The following is a 17,967-nucleotide window of genomic DNA, read 5'->3' on the forward strand; positions in this document are numbered from 1 at the left end:
GTGGCGTTCAGTCGTCTTCTTTTATGTTGCGCGATGCGCTGGCTTATATCGAATCGAATTTCGATAAGGCTGTGAGTCTGGCTCAATTGGCCGAACTCTCGGCGCTCAGCGTTTCGCGGTTTGCTACCGTTTTTCGACAGCAGGTTGGGCTTTCGCCTTATAAGTATCTATGCGGAGTGCGGGTGCGGCGCGCACAGACGTTGCTGTTGGCTGGGGTGCCAGGGGCTGTTGTCGCTACCGAAGTTGGGTTTTTTGATCAGAGTCATTTGGCTCGGCATTTCAAGCGGTTTTGTGGGGTTACGCCGAGTCGGTTTTTGGAGGATGCCAAGGGTATGAGGTGAGCTGGTTTGTCTTGTTTTGTCTTGCGACGCAGGTGTGGTTTGCTTGTGTTTTCGCTGGCATCCGCGTTATGCCTTCGTGCTTCAAGCGTTGCCCCTGTGCGGGGCGGCACTTACTTTCTTTGCCGCCGCAAAGAAAGTAAGCAAAGAAAGCGGGCTAACACCGCCCGCTCTTGACCACCGCCTGAGGGTCCCCAACGGGTCCTCCGCTTCAAACGGCAACTTCTCAGTCACTGCCCGTTGCCAGCGCGCCGAATATTCGCCTCACCCGCTTCAATCACCCGTAGCACAGCCAGCGGTTGCGAATGGTTGATGCCGCCCAGGTGGCAAACTATGTGTAGGTCGTAGTGCTTCACGCCTCGGCGCTCTTACGACACCGCTCGTGGTTTTCAGTCCGGAGTGAAGCGCACACCGCGCGAAAGCCTACACACAGTTTGTCGCTATAGAACGTGGGAAATGCCGTCGCGCGTGTGGCGACGCGGGAGCATGAAGCGGGTGAGGCGCTCAATAAGAGCGCTTGCAACGGGCAATGAATGGCAGAACGCCGTGTGAAGCGGAGGAACTGTTGGGGGCCCTCAGGCGGAGGTCAAGAACGGGCGGTGTTAGCCCGCTTTCTTTGCTTACTTTCTTTGCGGCGGCAAAGAAAGTAAGTGCCGCCCCGCACAGGGGCAACGCCTGAAGCAGGCAAAACATCACGCGGATGCCGGCGACAACACAAGCAAACCACACCTGCGTCGCAAGACAAGACAACAAAAACCCTCACCCCACCTTCAACCCACTCTGCCGCATAGCATCCTGCAACCCAAGCCTCGGATACTTCTTCTCAATAATCCGCATATCATTCCGGGTCTCTTCAATAAGCCAATCCCGAACATCATCAACGATAGGTCGAAGAGGCTTATTAGCAGGTCTCACCAGACAGCACCGCCGGTTAGTGACAATAACCTCTTGCTCAGCGGGTAAAAGCGCCCCTTGCGCGAGCCAGTGAGAAACAACATTGAGCCACCCCAGGGCAATCCCTTGCCCGAGCAATGCTGCCTGTACAACAATCGCGTAATCCCCAAAGCTCAGCATGCCGGCAACATGCCGCCCATGCCCGGCGAACGCGCCAAATCTCTCATGCCATCCGCGCTCTTCGTCATCCATGACGATCACAGTATCGCCATGCAACCGCCCGGCATCCGTCCGCGCACTCTCCAGATAACGCTCATTACAAACCGGCAACAGCGTTTCAGGCATAACAAGCACCGCGTGCTCATCAATCTCGCCATCGTGCAGAAACCGCATCCCGAGATCGACGTCGGTGAGCGGCCCGCCAATGCGCCCCGATATCAGCTGAAACCGCAAATCGATATTAGGGAATGCCTGATTCAGCCGGCTCATGCGCGGCATCAGCCAATGCGTCGTGAATCCGGTCGAAACCGATAACGTCACCGACTCCACGCCCGTCGCGCGGGCCTCGATTTCCCTGATTGCATTTTCAATGCCGTTAAATCCTTCGGAAATCGCGCGGTACAGAATCTTCCCGCTTTCCGTCAGTTCAATGCCGCCGCGCACCCGCTCGAACAGGCGCACGCCAATGTGATCCTCCATGCGCGCAAGCATGCGGCTCACGGCTGGCTGGCTCACATAAAGCTCCTGCGCGGCGCGCGTGAAGTTGCCGCAGCGGGCGGCCGCTTCGAACACGAACAGCGCATTCGCACTCGGCAGTTTCTTGCGAAGGTTTGGCATGACCTGATGTTATGCCTGATCCAACAATTTGGGAATTGCCGTCAAAAAGAACGGGACTTATATTTTTCTCAACGTAGCCCCTTATCCAGATTTTCCAGCGAGAGACACGCCATGGACGCACGAGCGAAAACGGGAGTATCGATCAGGTCGGCAACGAAGCGCTATGGTCCGGTCGTCGCGCTGGACGACGTATCGCTCGATATCGCGCCGGGTGAGTTCGTGTCGCTGCTCGGACCGTCCGGCTCGGGCAAGACGACGCTGCTCGGCATTCTCGGCGGCTTCGTGCAGCCGACCACGGGCGCAGTCTGGGTCGGCGATCGCGACATTACATTTGCGCCGCCGCACAAGCGCAACATCGGCATCGTGTTCCAGAACTATGCGCTGTTCCCACACATGACCGTGGGCGAGAACGTGGCCTTCCCGCTGCGCGCTCGTCGCGAGCCGAAAGCAGGCTGGGCAAAGAAAGTTTCCGACGCGCTCGCGATGGTCGAACTGAGCGGCTACGAGTCGCGCAACATCAGCCAGTTGTCGGGCGGCCAGCGTCAACGCGTGGCGCTGGCACGCGCGATGGTGTTCGAGCCGCAACTGATCCTGATGGATGAACCGCTCTCCGCGCTCGATAAACAACTGCGCGAAACCATGCAGATCGAATTGCGCCGTCTGCATCGCAAGCTTGGCGCGACCATCGTCAACGTCACGCACGATCAGCGCGAAGCCTTGACGATGAGCGACCGCGTCGCCGTGCTGAAAGACGGCAAGCTCGTGCAGATCGATACACCCGAGCGTCTCTATGACCGTCCGTGCGATGCGTTCGTTGCGAGCTTCATCGGCGAAGCGACGCTGCTCAACGTGAGCCGCGCCGGCGACGATGCCGTGCGTCTGGGCGATGCCGTACTGCGCACCGCGCATCCGTTGCCGCGTGGCGAGAATCTGCTGCTCGCCGTGCAGACAGAAAAACTCGTGATCGATGGCACCGAAGCGCAGAACGGCGCGCAGACCAACCGTCTGTCGTGCCGCGTCACCGAAGTGCTGTATCAGGGTGAGAGCCTGCGTGTGTTTGCCGCGCTCGCCGACGGCACGGCCATCAGTCTCAGACAGCCTGGCAGCCATGAAGCGCGCCGGCGCATTCCATCGCCGGGCGCGCACATGACGGTCGCGCTCGACCCTCAGGACACGATCGTCGTGCCCGCCTGATTTCACTCACCGCCTGTGCACGGGCATGCCTTCTTACGCGATTCACGCAAACTGCAAAGGGATGATGCAATGAAGCTCACCGATTTCAAGGTTCTGACGTTCGATGTCGTCGGCACGCTGATCAACTTCGAAAAGGGCGTGCTCGCGTCCGTGCGACGTCTGGGCGGCGCGAAAGCCAAAGACCTCACCGACGACCAGATTTTCGAGCCGTATATGCGCGGCCGCGCAACGTATCCGGGCCGCTCGAGCCATGAAATGGCCAACGTTTACCTGTACCTCGCCAAGGAACTCGGCCTGCCCGACGATGCGCAATCGGCCGCTGCATTCCAGCGTGATGTACTCGAATGGCCCGCGTTCGAAGATTCCGTCGCTGCATTGAAGCGCCTGCGCAAGCACTATCGCCTCGTCGCGATGACGAATGCGGACCGCGTCGCGCTGTCGGCCTATGCGCACACGCTCGGCGATCCGTTCGACGACACCGTCTGCTGCGACGAAACCGGCGTGGCCAAACCCGACCCGCAGTTCTTCGCCTACAACCGTGGACGCCAGGCTGCATTCGGCTTCAAGTTCGGCGAAATCCTGCATACGGCACAAAGCCAGTATCACGACATCGGCATCGCAACGCAGCTCGGTTACTCGACGTGCTGGATCGAGCGTCGTCAGGGCATGAAGGGTTTTGGCGCGACGCCCGTTCCGGAAGCCGTCACCGAGCCGACCTTCAAGTTCGCGACGCTCGCCGCGCTCGCGGATGCCGTCGAAGCCGAAGCACGCGCCGCCTGATCATGCTCGCGCCGACGACATCGCCGAGGCCCCAGCCCGATTCGCTCTGGCGCGCGATGGCCGCGCGCCCGCCGATCGTGCAGGAGCCGGTCAGCATGGGCGCGCCGCTCGGGCGTGATCTGATCGTCGATGTGGCGATCATCGGCGCGGGTTATTCGGGGCTCGCCGCTGCGTATGCATTGCAAAAGCGCGGCGTCGACTGTGCGGTGTTCGACGCGAACCCGGTAGGCTGGGGCGCGAGCGGGCGCAACGGCGGGGTCGTGTCGTCGAAGTTCCGGCTGTCGTTTCCGTCGATTGCCAGTACGTACGGCCTCGATACCGCACAGCGCATGCATCGGCTCGCGCATGACGGCGTGCGCGTGGTCGAACAGTTCGTCGACGAGTTCAAGCTGGAGCGCGCGCAGTTCGAGCAGACGGGCAGTCTGCGTTGCGCGCATACCGAGCGTGCGTTCGCATCGATTCGCGCGGAAGCGGACTGGGTGCGCACGCAACTCGGTGACGGATCGATGAGCGTTCTGTCGCGCGGCGACATTGCGCTGGAGACGGGCTCGAATGGTTTTGTCGGCGGTGTGCTGAGCGCCGATGCGGGCACCATCCTGCCGCTCGAATATGTATGGGGCATTGCGCGCGGGCTGACGGCGCGCGGCGTGCCCATCTACGAAGCGACGCCCGTTCTCGATATGAAGCGCGTGCAGGGCGGTGTGGTGCTACGCGTGCCCGGCGGCAGCGTGCGCGCGAAGCAGGTGATCGTCGCGACCAATGCGTACTCGAATCTTACGGAAGCGACGTCCGCCTATCAGCGCGAACTGGTGCCGTTTCGCAGCGCGATGATAGCGACGGAAAGGTTGTCGCCGGAACTCGACGCGAAGCTGATGGTCAACCGGCGCAGCTACACCGAAACGCGTCGCATGATGAAGTGGTTTCGCAAGGTGGATGGGCGCATGCTGTTTGGCGGCCGCGACGCGTTCGGTAAAGAAGGGCAGGCAACGGGCTTCGACGCATTGCAGCGCGCAATGGTTGCGCTCTTTCCCGATCTCGCGGGCGTGCGTGTCGAGTATGGCTGGTCCGGTTATGTCGGGATGACGTTCAACGCGCTGCCGCATGTTGGTCGCAGCGATGATGTCACAACGTTTTGTCTCGGGTATAACGGTGCAGGGGTCGCGATGGCGAGCCTGATCGGCCAGCATGCTGCTGCGCTCGCACTCGGCGAGAAGCCGGAGCTTGCGTTGCTGGCTCAAGAAGGTTTGCGGCCCGTGCCGTTTCATTCGTTGCGCGCGCCGGGTGTGAGGCTCGTCGCAGCGTGGTATCAGTTTCTCGACGCTGTGGGTGCATGATGACGACAGTCAAACACGCTTATCAGGAACAGACTGTGATGCAGGCCGCTACGATCGATCCGTCGGTACGTCACCAGCAGCGCGAGGACCGCGCGATGCTGTTGCTGATGGCGCCCGCGCTGCTCGTCGTGGTGGTGCTGCTGGTGGTGCCGCTCGCGTGGCTTTCGTGGCAGTCCATCTATCACGACGGCGCGTTCACGCTCGTCAACTATCGGCGCATCTTTACGGGCACGTATCTCGACACGTTCCTGATGACGTTCAAGCTGAGCATCATCGTGACGTTGATTACGTTGCTGCTTGGTTATCCTGTTGCGTATTTCGCGGCCTCCGTGCCGCCGAAGTGGAGCGCGCTGATACTCGGCATGGTGATTCTGCCGTTCTGGACCAGCGTGCTCGTGCGTACGTACGCGTGGCTCGTGCTGCTGCAACGCACGGGGCTCGTGAACAAGGCGTTGCTGGGAATGGGTTTGATCGACAGGCCCTTGCAGCTTTCGTATAACCAGTTCGGCACGATCGTCGCGATGGTGCACATCCTGTTGCCGTTCATGGTGCTGCCGCTGTATTCGGCGATGCAGAAGATTCCGTCCAACCTGTCGCAGGCGGGCGCGAGCCTCGGTGGATCGCCGCTGCATGTGTTCTGGCGCGTGTTCCTGCCGCTGTCGATGAGCGGCGTGGTCGCGGGCGTGACGCTCGTGTTCGTGCTGTGCCTCGGTTTCTACATCACGCCTGAGCTGATGGGCGGCGGCAAGTCGATCATGGTGTCGATGGTGGTGAGCCGCAATGTCGAGATCTACAACAGTTGGGGCGCGGCAAGTGCGGTGAGCGTCGTGCTGTTGATCTGCGTGTTCGCGATCTTCTATGCCGCGAGCCGCGTGATTCCCCTCGAAAAGACCCTGGGCGCGAAATGAACAAGCTCTCATTCGGAAGGCTGACGCTTGGTGCGGGCGTCGTGCTGATCCTCGTGTTCCTGATGCTGCCCGTGGTGATCGTCGTACCGTTGTCGTTCTCCGATACGCGCTTCATGACGTTCCCGCCGCCCGCGTATTCGTTGCGCTGGTATCACTCGTTCTTCGATAACCCCGCGTGGATCGACGCGGCGCGCGTGACGCTGACGGCTTCCGTGTGCGCCGCGCTGATTGCGACGCCGCTCGGCATCGCGGCCGCGTATGGCATCCAGCACGGCTCGCACTGGTCGATGCGCTATCTGCGCACGCTGCTGATGTTGCCGTTGATGGTCCCGATCATCATCGTCGCGGTGGGCGTGTTCTTCGTGTTCACGCAGGCGGGTTATGTGAATACGCTGAGCGGTCTGATCATCGCCGATACGATGCTCGGCTTGCCGTATGTGCTGATCTCGGTCGGCGCGGATTTGCGGACGTTCGACCGCACGCAGGAAATGGTCGCGCGCAGTCTCGGCATGAACCGCTTTCGCAGCTTCATGACGGTGACGCTGCCGCAGATCAAGGCGAGCGTGATCTCCGGCGCGGTGTTCGTGTTCATTCAGGCACTCGATGAAACCGTCGTCGCGCTGTTCATTTCGGGCGGCTCGAACCAGACGCTGACGCGGCGCATGTTCGTTACGTTGCGTGACGAGATCGATCCGACCATCGCCGCGATCAGCACGATGCTGACGGCGCTGACCTTGTGTCTCGTGATGATCGTCGTGGTGAGCCGCCGTTCGTCGGCCGTCGCGCGGGCCTGATTTCTTTCTACGGAAACCGGATGTCCAATTCACTGAAGTTCTATATCGACGGCGCGTGGGTCGAGCCGTCCAGTTCTGCGCGTTTGCCTGTTATCGATCCTTCTACCGAAGAGCCGTTCGCCGAAGTGGCGCTCGGCAATGCGCAGGATGTCGAGCGTGCGGTTGCGGCGGCGAAGCGTGCATTTGCGTCCTTCTCGCAGACGCGGCCCGAGGAACGTGTTGCGTTGATCCGGCGCATTCTCGACGCGTACATGGAACGCTACGACGAGATGGCCGATACGATCATGCGCGAGATCGGCGCGCCCGCGAAGCTTTCTCACGCGTGGCAGGCGGGGCTTGGCAAGCGTCATCTGGAAGAAGTGCTGCGAACGTGCGAAACGTTCGAATGGCAGCGCAAGAAGGGCACGACGCTGATCAATCATGAGCCTGTCGGCGTGGTTGCATTGATCACGCCCTGGAACTGGCCGATCAATCAGATCGTCTGCAAGGTCGCGCCAGCGATTGCGGCGGGCTGCACGATGGTGCTCAAGCCCAGCGAAGTATCGCCGCTCAATGCCGTGCTGTTCGCCGAGATCATCGATGCGGCCGGCGTGCCAGCGGGCGTGTTCAATCTCGTCAACGGCGACGGGCCGACGGTGGGCGCTGCGCTTTGCAGTCATCCCGATGTCGATATGGTGTCGTTCACGGGCTCGACGCGCGCTGGCGTCGAGATCGCGAAGCTCGCGGCGCCGACCGTGAAGCGCGTGCATCAGGAGCTCGGCGGCAAGTCAGCGAACATTCTGCTCGACGATGCCGATTTCGAAGCGGCTGTGACGGCGGGCGTCAATTCGTGCTTCGGCAATAGCGGCCAGTCGTGCAATGCGCCGACGCGGATGCTCGTGCCCGCGTCGCGGCATGATGAAGCGGTCGAGATTGCGCGGCGTGCGGCGCAGGCGCATCGTGTCGGTGCCGCCGATGCTGCGGACACGACGATGGGGCCGGTGGTCAGCGACGTGCAGTTCGAGCGCGTGCAGCGCCTGATTGGTATGGGTATTGATGAGGGCGCGGAACTGGTTTCTGGCGGCTTGGGACGTCCCGATGGTTTGACGCGTGGCTACTTCGTAAAGCCGACGGTGTTCGCGAATGTCGACCCGTCGATGACGATTGCGCGCGATGAAATCTTCGGACCTGTGCTGGCGATCATGCCGTATCGCGATGAAGAAGACGCGATTGCGATCGCCAACGATACGCCGTTTGGACTCGCGGCTTACGTGCAATCGACGGATATTGAACGGGCGCGCAGGGTTGGTTTCAGGATGCGTGCGGGCAGTGTGTATCTGAACTATCCGGCGTGGGATGCAGGCTCGCCATTTGGCGGGTACAAGCAGTCGGGGAACGGGCGTGAGTATGGCGAATGGGGGCTGGAGGCGTTTCTGGAGGTGAAGGGGGTGGTGGGGTTTGGGGCGTGAGAGGGAAATGGAAAGCCCCTGTTATACGGGGCTTTCCGGCGTGGAAATCACACCGCGCGAATATCAAGCCGCTTGCCGAGCACAGCAAACGCCGATTCGACCATCTCGATCTTCGATGAATGGCTGAAGTTCAGGAGTCGATCCACCTGCACCTGATTCACGCTAAGCCGCCTTGCGAGTTCGGCTTTGCGTACGTTCTGGCGCAGCATTTCTTCGGCAAGCAGCACTTTGGCGGTGACAAGCGCGGGTAGCGTGACGACGGGTTGCCCACGCTTTGCCTTCGAGGGCATCGGGATACTGCGCTTTTGCGCGAAATAGATTTCAAGTGCAGCTTCGAGCGCGTCCAGCGCCTGCACTTTTGCGTCTTCTTCGTCGTTGCCAACGGTGATGGCCTCGGGTACATCCGGAAACGTGACGAGCAATGTGCCGTTGTCGTCGGGCGTCAGGCTGATTGGATAGCTGAGCATACGTGTGTCTTCGTTCGACATTCTTCAAGGAACATGGACTTGATACGCGAGTGAGAGAGCCCTCGCGGGCTCCCTGTTTCACCTGATCCCGAGTTGCTTCTTGATGGCTTCCACCAGCCCTTTACCGATTTCCTTGGCTCCGTGATCCGGGAAGATGGTTGACTTGCCATTGAGCGTCACCCGGTAGTGACTTGAGCCGCTTCGGTGCTTTTCGAACGTCGCACCTCGCTGCTTGAGCCACTTCCTGAACTCGCTGTATTTCATGTTCTCCCTGTGTTGTTATGAAGGGAGAAAGATACAACATTAATGTTATGTTTTAAATAGGATTGATGCAACAAAAATGTTGTAAATTGTCATGACGATGTGACTGACGGATGCCGAATCGAGATTTGGCTCAGACACTCACAGATTCCCCCGAACGTCTCCGCCATCCGCTCCGCCACCATAATCGTCGGCACATTCGTATTCGCGCACGGGATCGAAGGAAACAGCGACGCATCGCACACATGCAGTCCTTCGACGCCATACACGGCGCCATCGGAATCCGTCACAGCCAGAGGATCGCGTGAGTCCCCCATCCTGCAAGTCCCGGACGGATGCCACGTGCCACCAACCGATCGCGTCACGAATTCCGTCATCGCCTGATCATCCGCAAGCAGTTCATCTATCGAAACACCTTGCGTCACCACCCGCCTGATCAGCGACCCACGCAACGGCCCAGCCACATCCAGCAAAGCACTCAACGCGCCACGCTGAACCGCATTCCACATCCCAGGCACAGCAACAGCCGCGACGCGCGGCGAATAGCTCGAAGGAAAAATCACATCACGATGCTTGGCCATCGAAGGCGCCGCCAGCGTCTGCGCGCCGAACCGCAACGCAAGCTTCAACCGCTCGAGATCCCGCCGATCCGAAAGCATCGCGAAGTCGACCAGTGGCTCATCGAAAGCATTCGTCGACGCGAGCTTCAAGGAACCGCGCGAATACGACTTGTTGACCCAGAAGAAAATCGTCCCCAACCGGTAACCGACCGAATGCCAGCCCGAGCGCGACAGGATCGCGCCGTGCATATCGCCGGGCACGGTATCGGGCAGGCCGGAAGAAAAGCGCACGATGGCCTGTTCGTGATGCTCATCGGGAAACGGTGTGCGAGCAGCGCGCGGCAGAAAGGCCGATACGGCGATCGACGGATGCTCCATCAGATTGCGCCCCACGCCGGCGCGATCGGCCCGCACCTCGATGCCTAGCGCGGCGAGATCGCTCGCTGGACCGATGCCGCTTCGCAGCAACAGAGCAGGGCTATGAATCGCCCCCGCGCTGACGATAACCCGCGCCGCACGCATATCCTCATGCGTACCATCGGCACGCAACAAACGCGTGCCAATTGCGCGTTGGCCATCGAACAGAATCCGATCGACAACGAGCCCCGTGCGGATCGACAGATTCTTGCGAGCGCGAACAGCATCGTCGAGATAACAGACAGAAGTTGGAATACGTTCGCCCGCCTCACTCACAGCAATCGCACCGATGAAGGTCCCGTCTTCCCACGGTCCATTCTGATCGTCGCGTAATGCATGTCCGTGCTGTTGCAACGTACCGAGCACACCTTTCACAAACGGCGAAATACGCGGCCAGCGCGTGCGCTGGATGCGCAGCGGACCATCCGCGCCATGCAGGTCGCCAGCAAAGTCGCAATCTGTTTCGAGCTTGCGAAAGTAGGGCAGACACGTGTCCCAGTTCCATCCACGCGCGCCGAGCGTTTCCCATTCATCGTAATCGGCGGGCGCGCCGCGGTTGGCCATCAATGCGTTGATCGCCGAGCCGCCGCCCAGCAGCTTCGCCTGTTCATAGCGGCGCAGCGCGGCCGGCGCGCTCATGCGCGCTTTCAGTTGCTGCCAGATGTTATTCGTGTCGAGATACGCGCGGCCCGGATAGCGGCTGCGGATCGCATCGGGCATGCTCGCCTGCGAAATATCGCGGCCCGCTTCGATCAGACACACGGTCTTGCTCTTGTCTTCCGACAGGCGCGCAGCCAGCACGCAGCCCGCCGATCCACCGCCCAGAATCAGATAGTCGATCACGTCGATTGTTATGAGGCGCGGCGCGCCTGCAGTGCGTGAAAAGCGATCAAATGAAAAGCGCCCGCGACGAACGACGTGCCTGCGGGCGCCTGAGTCAAAGCGAACGGCTATGTTATTGCATGAACTTCAGCCAGCGTGCCTTGGCCTGGATGCCGGCATCGGATGCCCACCATTCTTCCGACATCAGCGCCTGTTTAGCCGCGTTATCCGGCGAGCTAGGCAGTTCGCTCGCGCGCTTCGCCGTGATCTTGCCCGTCTTGAACGCGGCGGGGTTCCCCGGACCGTAGTCGATATAAAGCGGCAGATTGGCCTGCAATTCCGGCGACAACGCGGCATTCACGAACTTGATCGCATCGGGCAGATTCGGCGCGTTCTTCAGCACGCACAGTTGTGTGTTCTGCAGAATGCCGTCGTTGAACGTGAAGTCGACATCGGGATCGTCCTTCTTCACGGCGCTTGCGCGGCCGTTCCAGATCATCGTCATGTCCACTTCGCCGTCGTGCAGCAATTGCGCCGACTGGCCGCCCGACGTCCACCACACGGTGATATCCGGCTTGATCTGCTGCAGCTTTTTAAACGCACGGTCGACATCGAGCGGATAGAGCTTGTCGCGCGGCACGCCATCAGCGAGCAGCGCGGCCTCGAGCACGGTTTGCGGATCGTTACGCAGCGCGCGCGTGCCGGGGAAGTTCTTCACGTCCCAGAAGTCTTTCCAGCTTTGCGGCACCTTCTTCAACGTCTTCTTGTTGTAGCCGATCACGGTCGAATAGAACTCGTACGCCACCGAATACGGGGTGCGGTACTTTTCCGGCACGGCTGCCGCGTTCGGGATCTTCGAGAAGTCGAGCTTTTCGAGCAGACCTTCGCGGCCGCCACGCAGACAGTTCGAGGTCGGCGTATCGACCACATCCCAGATCGGCTTGCCGGTCGCGCCTTGCGCCTTGATCTGCGGCCATGCGTCAGGAATGCTGTCCTGAGCGATGGTGATGCCCAGCTCCTTCGCGGCGGGATCCAGGATGGCCTTGGTCTGGGCTTCCTGATACGTGCCGCCTTGCGAGACGAACGTGATTTTTCCCGCAGCGAACGCGGGCGCGAGGCCCGCGATGCTCAACGCGAGCGTCATAACTACAGGGCGCAACTTCATTTTATTGATCACGACATTTCCTCGACACGGTTGAAGCGAAAGACATCTTCCAGGTCGTGCAGTCCCGCTTCCTTTATGCCGCTGGAAGCAGGACAGCGCGGGATTGATTGAAAATATAGTGAGTCAATTTCGGCGGAGCAACGCCGGAATTGTTGGAGTCCCCATGACGTAGTGTTATGTCAGACGCTTGCTGCGCCCGTCACCAGGGCACTCACCGATCGCGTGTGATCAGAAGATCACGTAGACCTTGCGCATGGTCTCTTCGACTTCCCACGTGCCTTCCGTATGGGCTTCGAAGAACAGCGTATCGCCGCCCGTGAAGTGGACGGTGTCTTCGCCATCGGGCGTGAAGCGGCCGCGGCCGCTGAGGAAGTGCATCACTTCGGCCTGCTTGACCGAGCGCCGGTAGGTGCCGGGCGTGCATTCGAAGATGCCGGTATCGATCGCCTCGCTGCCTTGTATGACCTTTTGCAAGCCAGACACCTTGATCTCCGTCGTGCCTGGAAGACCGGCCGTGCCCCAGTCTTCCAGCCCCTGCAAGGCGATGCTCTGTTTGATCTGCTGGACTTTCATCTTGTGATTTCGTTGACGATGGTTGGAGTGGTTATCAAGGTTATCGAGCGTTCGCGACGCGCTTCTCGATCCTGCCGAGCCGCACGACCGTCACGCCCGCGCGTAACTGCCTGAGCGACGGCATCACGAGCATGCAGTCGGGATAGGGCGTGCATACCGCTTCGCCATCCGACCAGCCGATCACGCTGCCCGCTTCGGGAAACACTTCCAGGCCGGTGTAGTTGTCGGCGAAGCGGAAGTCGAGACTCTTCGCCACGACGGGCTCTGTGACGCGCACGATCAGCATTTCGTCGGGCAACGGCTGGACCCAGCCTTCGGGAAAGTCCTTATCTTCAACGACGCCGGAAAGAATCAGAAAGCGCGCCGTCACGTCGCGCGCAACGGTCACGGCGCTCGCTTCCCAATGCTGTCCGCATTCGATCAGCAGCGCGTTCTTCGGGCTTGCGGGATCGCCGAAGCCTTCGTAATCGCGCATGCGGCGTCCTTCCGGATGGCCTTCGTCGCAGATCACCGTGGCGGGCGTGCCGAGCTTTTCGGACAACGCGATGCCTTTGTCGAGCGGACCTGCAACGATCAACGGTTTGCTCTTTTCATGCATCGAATGCAGATCGAGCAGCAGATCGACGCTATCGATCACCGGCCGCATCGCGCGGGCGCGACGCAGTTCGCTCGAATCGAGCGCGGCGTTATCGAGCGTTTGCGCCGTCCACACGCGGTTGAAGTCCTGATCGACGAAGCGCGCAGCATCCGGTTTCGACGGATCGAAACGCGCATACGCATCGACGTTCGCAAACGCGAGCGTCAGCTTGCCGCGCCGCGGGCGCAGCTTCGCGCGCAACAACGCATCGACGACGATCGCGCCGCACACCTCGTTGCCATGCGTGAGCGCGTTGATCATCACATGCGGTCCATCGACGCCCGAATCGAACGTATGCACGTACGCGACACCCGTGTCGCTGCGTTCGTGGACGGAAATGTCCGGGAAGGCAAGCTCGATCGGATAGGCTTGTGCGCTCATTCGAGGCCGCCCTGGCAGAGGTATTTGATCGACAGGTAATCGTCGAGGCCGTATTTCGAGCCCTCGCGGCCATAGCCGGATTCCTTCACGCCGCCGAAGGGCGCGGCTTCGCTTGCAAGCGCACCTTCATTGATGCCGACAATGCCGGCTTCGAGTTGCCGCGCAACGCGGTCGATGCGCCGCACGTCCTGGCTGTAGAAGTACGACGCGAGGCCGAACGGCGTGTCGTTGGCGGCGCGAATCGCATCGGCTTCGTCGTCGAAACGGAACAGTGGCACGACGGGGCCGAAGGTTTCTTCGCAGCTCAGTTGCATATCGGGCGTTGCATCGGCGAGCACGGTCGGCGCGTAGTAGTTCGGGCCGAGTTCGGACAGACGCTTGCCGCCCGTCAGCACGCGCGCGCCGCGGCTCACGGCATCGTCGACGTGACGGGCGATCTTGTCGATCGCGCGCGAGTTGATCATTGGACCGATCTGCGCGGTGGGATCGGTGGCGGGCGCGACCTTCAAGGCGGCGACGCGCGTCGCGAGCAGGTCGGCGAAGCGCGCGTAAACGCCGGACTGCACGTACACGCGGTTCGGACATACGCAGGTTTGCCCGCCGTTACGAAATTTCGCGGCCAGCAGGCCCGTGACGGCGGCGTCGACGTCGGCGTCATCGAACACGATGAAGGGCGCATTGCCACCCAGTTCCAGCGACAGCTTCTTCAACGTCCCCGCCGATTCGCGCGCCAGATATTTGCCGACAGGCGTCGAACCCGTGAACGTGATCTTGCGCACGCGGCTATCGGCGAGCCAGTCGGACACTGCGCCGACAGCGTTTTCACGTGAGGACGAAATCAGGTTCAGCACGCCGGCCGGCACGCCTGCTTCATGCGCGAGCATCACGAGCGCGAGCGCGGTGAGCGGCGTATCTTCCGCCGGCTTGCCGACGACCGTGCAACCCGCTGCCAGCGCCGGCGCGATCTTGCGCGCGATCATCGCGAGCGGGAAGTTCCACGGTGTGATCGCGGCGACGATGCCGACGGGTTCCTTCACCGCGCTCATGCGCTTGCCGCGCTGCTGCTGCGGAATGATGTCGCCGTAGATGCGCGTCGCTTCGTCGGCGAACCACGCGACATAGGAGGCACCGTACATCACCTCGCCTCGTCCTTCGGCAAGCGGCTTGCCCTGTTCGAGCGAGATCAACTGGCCGAGCGCGTCGGCGTTCTCGACCATCAGCGCATGCCAGCGATGCAGCACTGCAGCGCGGTCTTTCGGCAACGCGTCGCGCCATGCCGGGAATGCGCGGGCGGCGGCATCGGTAGCAGCGTGTGCGTCGGCGGCCGTGCTGTCGGCGACTTGCGTGATCACTTCGCCTGTCGCGGGATTCGTCACATCGAAGCGCTTGCCTTCAACCGACGCGACCCACTTGCCGTCGATGAAATTGTCGCTGCGGATCAGTTCGCTCAGTTCGTATTGCCTGGTCATCGAAAACACTCCTGTGATTCAGGCGAGACGGTGCGCGATGGCCGCGCCCACTTCCGCCGTATTCGCCTTGCCGCCGAGGTCGCCCGTATGCGGGCCTTCCTTCAAGACAGCTTCGATTGCCGCGAGGATCGCGTCATGCGCTTCGCGTTCCTTGCCCGCGCCGTTGCCGAGGAAATCGAGCATCATCGCCGCCGACCAGATCATCGCGATCGGATTCGCAATGCCCTTGCCCGCGATGTCCGGCGCGGAACCGTGCACCGGCTCGAACAGCGACGGGAACACGCGGTCCGGATTCATGTTCGCCGACGGCGCGATACCGATCGTGCCTGTGCACGCCGGTCCGAGGTCCGACAGGATGTCGCCGAACAGGTTGGTCGCGACCACCACGTCGAAGCGATCCGGATTCAACACGAAACGTGCACAAAGAATGTCGATGTGCTGCTTGTCCCATTTCACGTCCGGATAACGCGCGGCCATCTCGGCGGCGCGCGCGTCCCACCACGGCATGCTGATCGAGATGCCGTTGCTCTTGGTCGCGACGGTGATCTTTTTCTCGCGGCGCTCTGCGAGATCGAATGCGAACTTCAGCACGCGCTCGGAGCCTTTGCGCGTGAAGATCGACTGCTGCATCACGAACTCGCGCTCGGTGCCTTCGAACATCGTGCCGCCCACCGACGAATACTCGCCCTCGGTGTTCTCGCGCACGATCATGAAGTCGATGTCGCCCGCCTTGCGGCCAGCGAGCGGCGACGGCACGCCTTCGAAGAGACGCGCGGGACGCAGGTTGATGTACTGGTCGAACTCGCGGCGGAACTTGAGGAGTGACCCCCACAGCGAAATGTGATCGGGCACGGTGTCGGGCCAGCCGACCGCGCCAAACAGGATCGCATCGGCGCCTTCGAGCTGCTTCTTCCAGTCGTCGGGCATCATCTGGCCGTGCTGCGCGTAGTAGTCGCAGCTCGCCCACTCGATGTGCTGATACTCGATGCCGATGCCATAGCGCTTGCTGACGGCGTCGAGCGCGTGCAGCGCTTCTGGCATCACTTCCTTGCCGATGCCGTCGCCGGGAATCACTGCGATGCGATAGTTGCGGGTCATATGCGTCTCCTCGTCGGGAAAGTGTCAGGAAGGTTCGGAAAAGGTTCGGGTCATTCAGACCCAGCATGCAATAACAACTAGTCTATTCCTGATTAACCGTCATAAAATCGCGCTTTCGGTTAAGCCACTATGCACGAACTGTGAATAAATCGCCGAACCTCGACGACCTGCGCGTGTTCTGCACCGTCGCCCGCAAAGCCAGCTTCAGCGGGGCTGCGGACGCGTTGTCGGTATCGGCGGCGTATGTCAGCAAACGCGTGAACATGCTCGAAGCGGATCTGGGCACGCGGCTCTTTCACCGCTCGACGCGCCGCGTCGCGATCACGGAAGCGGGCGAGCGCGTCTACGCGTGGGCCGAAAAGATTCTGGACGATGTGGACCGGCTGGTCGAAGACGTATCGACCACGCGCCGTGTGCCGCGTGGCACGTTGCGCATTTCGAGCAGCTTCGGCTTTGGCAGGCACGTCGTGGCACCGGCACTCGCGCGGCTCACGGAGCGTTACCCGCAACTGAGCGTGCGGCTCGATCTGTTCGACCGCATCGTCGATGTGGCGGGCGAGGGCTTCGATCTCGACATCCGCATCGGCGACGATATCGCGCCGCATCTGATCGCCAAGCGCCTTGCGTCGAATCATCGTGTGCTGTGTGCGTCGGCGGACTATCTGAAGCGTCACGGCACGCCGCGGCAGCTGGCGGACCTCGGCACACATCAATGTCTGGCGATCAAGGAGCGCGATCACCCGTTCGGCATCTGGCGTCTGACGGAACGGGGCGAGGCGATCTCCGTCAAGGTGACGGGCCCGCTGTCGACCAATCACGGCGAAGTGGCGGTGCAATGGGCGCTGGCCGGGCGCGGCATCGTATTGCGGTCGATGTGGGACGTGCGCGGCTTGCTGGAATCGGGCGCGCTGGTGCAGGTGCTGCCTGGCGTCACGCAGCCCGCGAACGTGTGGGCGGTGTATCCGGCGCGGCTGGCGTCGTCGGCGAAGGTGCGGGTGTGCGTCGATTTTCTGGCCGATGAATTCGGCCGCCTGGCGGCACCCTACGCACCCGACGCGCCTCAATGATGGTTCTGTGAGAAGAGCGTTTCGAGCGGATAGTGCGTCTTCACGAACGGCGTCTTGATGATGACGTAGCTGAAGTACTTCTCGATGCCGATATCGCGCTCCAGCAGCCCTTCGATGATGCTCTGATAGTGACTGACGCTGCGCGTGACGAACTTCAGCAGATAGTCGTAGCCGCCGCTCGCCAGATGGCATTCGACGATCTCGTCGACATCCTTGATCGCGTTGACGAACTTGATGAAGTCTTCGCGGCGATGATCGGCGAGCGTGACTTCCGTGAAGACAATCTGCACGTCGCCGAGCTTTTCGAGCTGGATCTGCGCGCCGTACCCGATGATATAGCCCGCCTTCTCCAGCCGCTTCACGCGGATCAGGCAAGGGCTGGGCGACAGCCCGACTGCGTCGGCCAGTTCGACGTTCGTGATGCGCCCTCGCTTTTGCAGTTGCGAGAGGATGCGCAGATCGATTCGGTCCAGCTTGCAGTCGGTGCTCATCGTGAGTCGGTCGGTCCCGCATGTCGAAGGGT

The 17,967-nt window shown here is 61.3% G+C and carries 18 protein-coding genes; 8 read left to right on the plus strand and 10 right to left on the minus strand.

What is annotated here, in order from left to right:
* Window positions 1–23: 23 nt before the first annotated feature.
* Window positions 24–341 carry an AraC family transcriptional regulator gene (locus tag G3O01_RS01970; RefSeq protein WP_241023611.1) on the plus strand — a complete coding sequence of 106 codons (318 nt, stop codon included), beginning with the start codon at window positions 24–26 and terminating at the stop codon, window positions 339–341.
* A 756-nt stretch (window positions 342–1,097) separates the two neighbouring features.
* Here G3O01_RS01970 and G3O01_RS01975 read toward each other — a convergent pair.
* Window positions 1,098–2,069 carry a LysR substrate-binding domain-containing protein gene (locus G3O01_RS01975; protein WP_205802752.1) on the minus strand — a complete coding sequence of 324 codons (972 nt, stop codon included), beginning with the start codon at window positions 2,067–2,069 and terminating at the stop codon, window positions 1,098–1,100.
* A 111-nt stretch (window positions 2,070–2,180) separates the two neighbouring features.
* Here G3O01_RS01975 and G3O01_RS01980 point away from each other — a divergent pair, with 111 nt between their 5' ends.
* From G3O01_RS01980 to G3O01_RS02005, 6 genes are all read left to right on the plus strand, one after another.
* Complete coding sequence (locus G3O01_RS01980; protein WP_205802753.1) at window positions 2,181–3,263, plus strand: ABC transporter ATP-binding protein; 1,083 nt, start codon at window positions 2,181–2,183, stop codon at window positions 3,261–3,263.
* Between the two features lie 69 nt (window positions 3,264–3,332).
* Complete coding sequence (locus G3O01_RS01985; RefSeq protein ID WP_205802754.1) at window positions 3,333–4,043, plus strand: HAD-IA family hydrolase; 711 nt, start codon at window positions 3,333–3,335, stop codon at window positions 4,041–4,043.
* 2 nt (window positions 4,044–4,045) lie between these two features.
* On the plus strand, window positions 4,046–5,377 hold the full coding sequence (locus tag G3O01_RS01990) for an FAD-dependent oxidoreductase (RefSeq protein WP_205802755.1): 1,332 nt from the start codon (window positions 4,046–4,048) through the stop codon (window positions 5,375–5,377).
* Window positions 5,374–6,285: an ABC transporter permease gene (locus G3O01_RS01995; protein ID WP_205802756.1), complete on the plus strand. Its 912-nt coding sequence runs from the start codon at window positions 5,374–5,376 to the stop codon at window positions 6,283–6,285. The genes G3O01_RS01990 and G3O01_RS01995 overlap by 4 nt, the downstream gene beginning before the upstream one ends.
* A complete protein-coding gene (locus G3O01_RS02000) occupies window positions 6,282–7,079 on the plus strand; it encodes an ABC transporter permease (protein WP_205802757.1) in 798 nt (265 codons plus the stop codon). The genes G3O01_RS01995 and G3O01_RS02000 overlap by 4 nt, the downstream gene beginning before the upstream one ends.
* A gap of 20 nt (window positions 7,080–7,099) precedes the next feature.
* Window positions 7,100–8,527: an aldehyde dehydrogenase family protein gene (locus tag G3O01_RS02005; RefSeq protein WP_205802758.1), complete on the plus strand. Its 1,428-nt coding sequence runs from the start codon at window positions 7,100–7,102 to the stop codon at window positions 8,525–8,527.
* 47 nt (window positions 8,528–8,574) lie between these two features.
* Here G3O01_RS02005 and G3O01_RS02010 read toward each other — a convergent pair whose 3' ends face one another.
* From G3O01_RS02010 to G3O01_RS02045, 8 genes are all read right to left on the minus strand, one after another.
* Entirely contained in the window at window positions 8,575–8,994 is a 420-nt protein-coding gene (locus tag G3O01_RS02010) for a type II toxin-antitoxin system HicB family antitoxin (protein ID WP_205802759.1), read from the minus strand.
* Window positions 8,995–9,072: 78 nt separating this feature from the next.
* The gene (locus G3O01_RS02015; protein ID WP_205802760.1) at window positions 9,073–9,258 is read right to left on the minus strand and encodes a type II toxin-antitoxin system HicA family toxin; all 186 of its coding nucleotides are present in this window, start codon (window positions 9,256–9,258) and stop codon (window positions 9,073–9,075) included.
* A gap of 89 nt (window positions 9,259–9,347) precedes the next feature.
* Complete coding sequence (locus G3O01_RS02020; protein ID WP_346779139.1) at window positions 9,348–11,075, minus strand: GMC family oxidoreductase N-terminal domain-containing protein; 1,728 nt, start codon at window positions 11,073–11,075, stop codon at window positions 9,348–9,350.
* 112 nt (window positions 11,076–11,187) lie between these two features.
* Window positions 11,188–12,198 carry an ABC transporter substrate-binding protein gene (locus G3O01_RS02025; protein ID WP_205803077.1) on the minus strand — a complete coding sequence of 337 codons (1,011 nt, stop codon included), beginning with the start codon at window positions 12,196–12,198 and terminating at the stop codon, window positions 11,188–11,190.
* Between the two features lie 249 nt (window positions 12,199–12,447).
* Window positions 12,448–12,792 carry a cupin domain-containing protein gene (locus tag G3O01_RS02030; protein WP_205802761.1) on the minus strand — a complete coding sequence of 115 codons (345 nt, stop codon included), beginning with the start codon at window positions 12,790–12,792 and terminating at the stop codon, window positions 12,448–12,450.
* A 40-nt stretch (window positions 12,793–12,832) separates the two neighbouring features.
* Window positions 12,833–13,810, minus strand: coding sequence for a M14 family metallopeptidase (locus G3O01_RS02035; protein ID WP_205802762.1), 978 nt, complete (start codon window positions 13,808–13,810; stop codon window positions 12,833–12,835).
* The gene (locus tag G3O01_RS02040; protein WP_205802763.1) at window positions 13,807–15,279 is read right to left on the minus strand and encodes an NAD-dependent succinate-semialdehyde dehydrogenase; all 1,473 of its coding nucleotides are present in this window, start codon (window positions 15,277–15,279) and stop codon (window positions 13,807–13,809) included. The genes G3O01_RS02035 and G3O01_RS02040 overlap by 4 nt, the downstream gene beginning before the upstream one ends.
* Window positions 15,280–15,297: 18 nt before the next feature.
* Window positions 15,298–16,377 (minus strand): tartrate dehydrogenase, encoded by a 1,080-nt coding sequence (locus G3O01_RS02045; RefSeq protein WP_205802764.1) that lies wholly within the window; start codon window positions 16,375–16,377, stop codon window positions 15,298–15,300.
* Between the two features lie 140 nt (window positions 16,378–16,517).
* Between G3O01_RS02045 and G3O01_RS02050 the strand changes: the two genes are divergently transcribed.
* Complete coding sequence (locus G3O01_RS02050) at window positions 16,518–17,444, plus strand: LysR substrate-binding domain-containing protein (RefSeq protein ID WP_205802765.1); 927 nt, start codon at window positions 16,518–16,520, stop codon at window positions 17,442–17,444.
* On the opposite strand, the gene G3O01_RS02055 is transcribed toward G3O01_RS02050, so the two are convergent.
* Complete coding sequence (locus G3O01_RS02055) at window positions 17,438–17,935, minus strand: winged helix-turn-helix transcriptional regulator (protein ID WP_205802766.1); 498 nt, start codon at window positions 17,933–17,935, stop codon at window positions 17,438–17,440. The genes G3O01_RS02050 and G3O01_RS02055 overlap by 7 nt on opposite strands.
* Between the last annotated feature and the right edge of the window lie 32 nt (window positions 17,936–17,967).

It is taken from the genome of Burkholderia sp. Ac-20365, assembly GCF_017104715.1.
Taxonomy (GTDB): Bacteria; Pseudomonadota; Gammaproteobacteria; order Burkholderiales; family Burkholderiaceae; genus Paraburkholderia.

Coding starts and splice junctions, on each gene's coding strand:
- G3O01_RS01970 (WP_241023611.1), top strand. CDS start 24: ATGTTGCGCGATGCGCTGGCTTATATCGAATCGAATTTCGATAAGGCT.
- G3O01_RS01975 (WP_205802752.1), bottom strand. CDS start 2,069: ATGCCAAACCTTCGCAAGAAACTGCCGAGTGCGAATGCGCTGTTCGTG.
- G3O01_RS01980 (WP_205802753.1), top strand. CDS start 2,181: ATGGACGCACGAGCGAAAACGGGAGTATCGATCAGGTCGGCAACGAAG.
- G3O01_RS01985 (WP_205802754.1), top strand. CDS start 3,333: ATGAAGCTCACCGATTTCAAGGTTCTGACGTTCGATGTCGTCGGCACG.
- G3O01_RS01990 (WP_205802755.1), top strand. CDS start 4,046: ATGCTCGCGCCGACGACATCGCCGAGGCCCCAGCCCGATTCGCTCTGG.
- G3O01_RS01995 (WP_205802756.1), top strand. CDS start 5,374: ATGATGACGACAGTCAAACACGCTTATCAGGAACAGACTGTGATGCAG.
- G3O01_RS02000 (WP_205802757.1), top strand. CDS start 6,282: ATGAACAAGCTCTCATTCGGAAGGCTGACGCTTGGTGCGGGCGTCGTG.
- G3O01_RS02005 (WP_205802758.1), top strand. CDS start 7,100: ATGTCCAATTCACTGAAGTTCTATATCGACGGCGCGTGGGTCGAGCCG.
- G3O01_RS02010 (WP_205802759.1), bottom strand. CDS start 8,994: ATGCTCAGCTATCCAATCAGCCTGACGCCCGACGACAACGGCACATTG.
- G3O01_RS02015 (WP_205802760.1), bottom strand. CDS start 9,258: ATGAAATACAGCGAGTTCAGGAAGTGGCTCAAGCAGCGAGGTGCGACG.
- G3O01_RS02025 (WP_205803077.1), bottom strand. CDS start 12,198: ATGACGCTCGCGTTGAGCATCGCGGGCCTCGCGCCCGCGTTCGCTGCG.
- G3O01_RS02030 (WP_205802761.1), bottom strand. CDS start 12,792: ATGAAAGTCCAGCAGATCAAACAGAGCATCGCCTTGCAGGGGCTGGAA.
- G3O01_RS02035 (WP_205802762.1), bottom strand. CDS start 13,810: ATGAGCGCACAAGCCTATCCGATCGAGCTTGCCTTCCCGGACATTTCC.
- G3O01_RS02040 (WP_205802763.1), bottom strand. CDS start 15,279: ATGACCAGGCAATACGAACTGAGCGAACTGATCCGCAGCGACAATTTC.
- G3O01_RS02045 (WP_205802764.1), bottom strand. CDS start 16,377: ATGACCCGCAACTATCGCATCGCAGTGATTCCCGGCGACGGCATCGGC.
- G3O01_RS02055 (WP_205802766.1), bottom strand. CDS start 17,935: ATGAGCACCGACTGCAAGCTGGACCGAATCGATCTGCGCATCCTCTCG.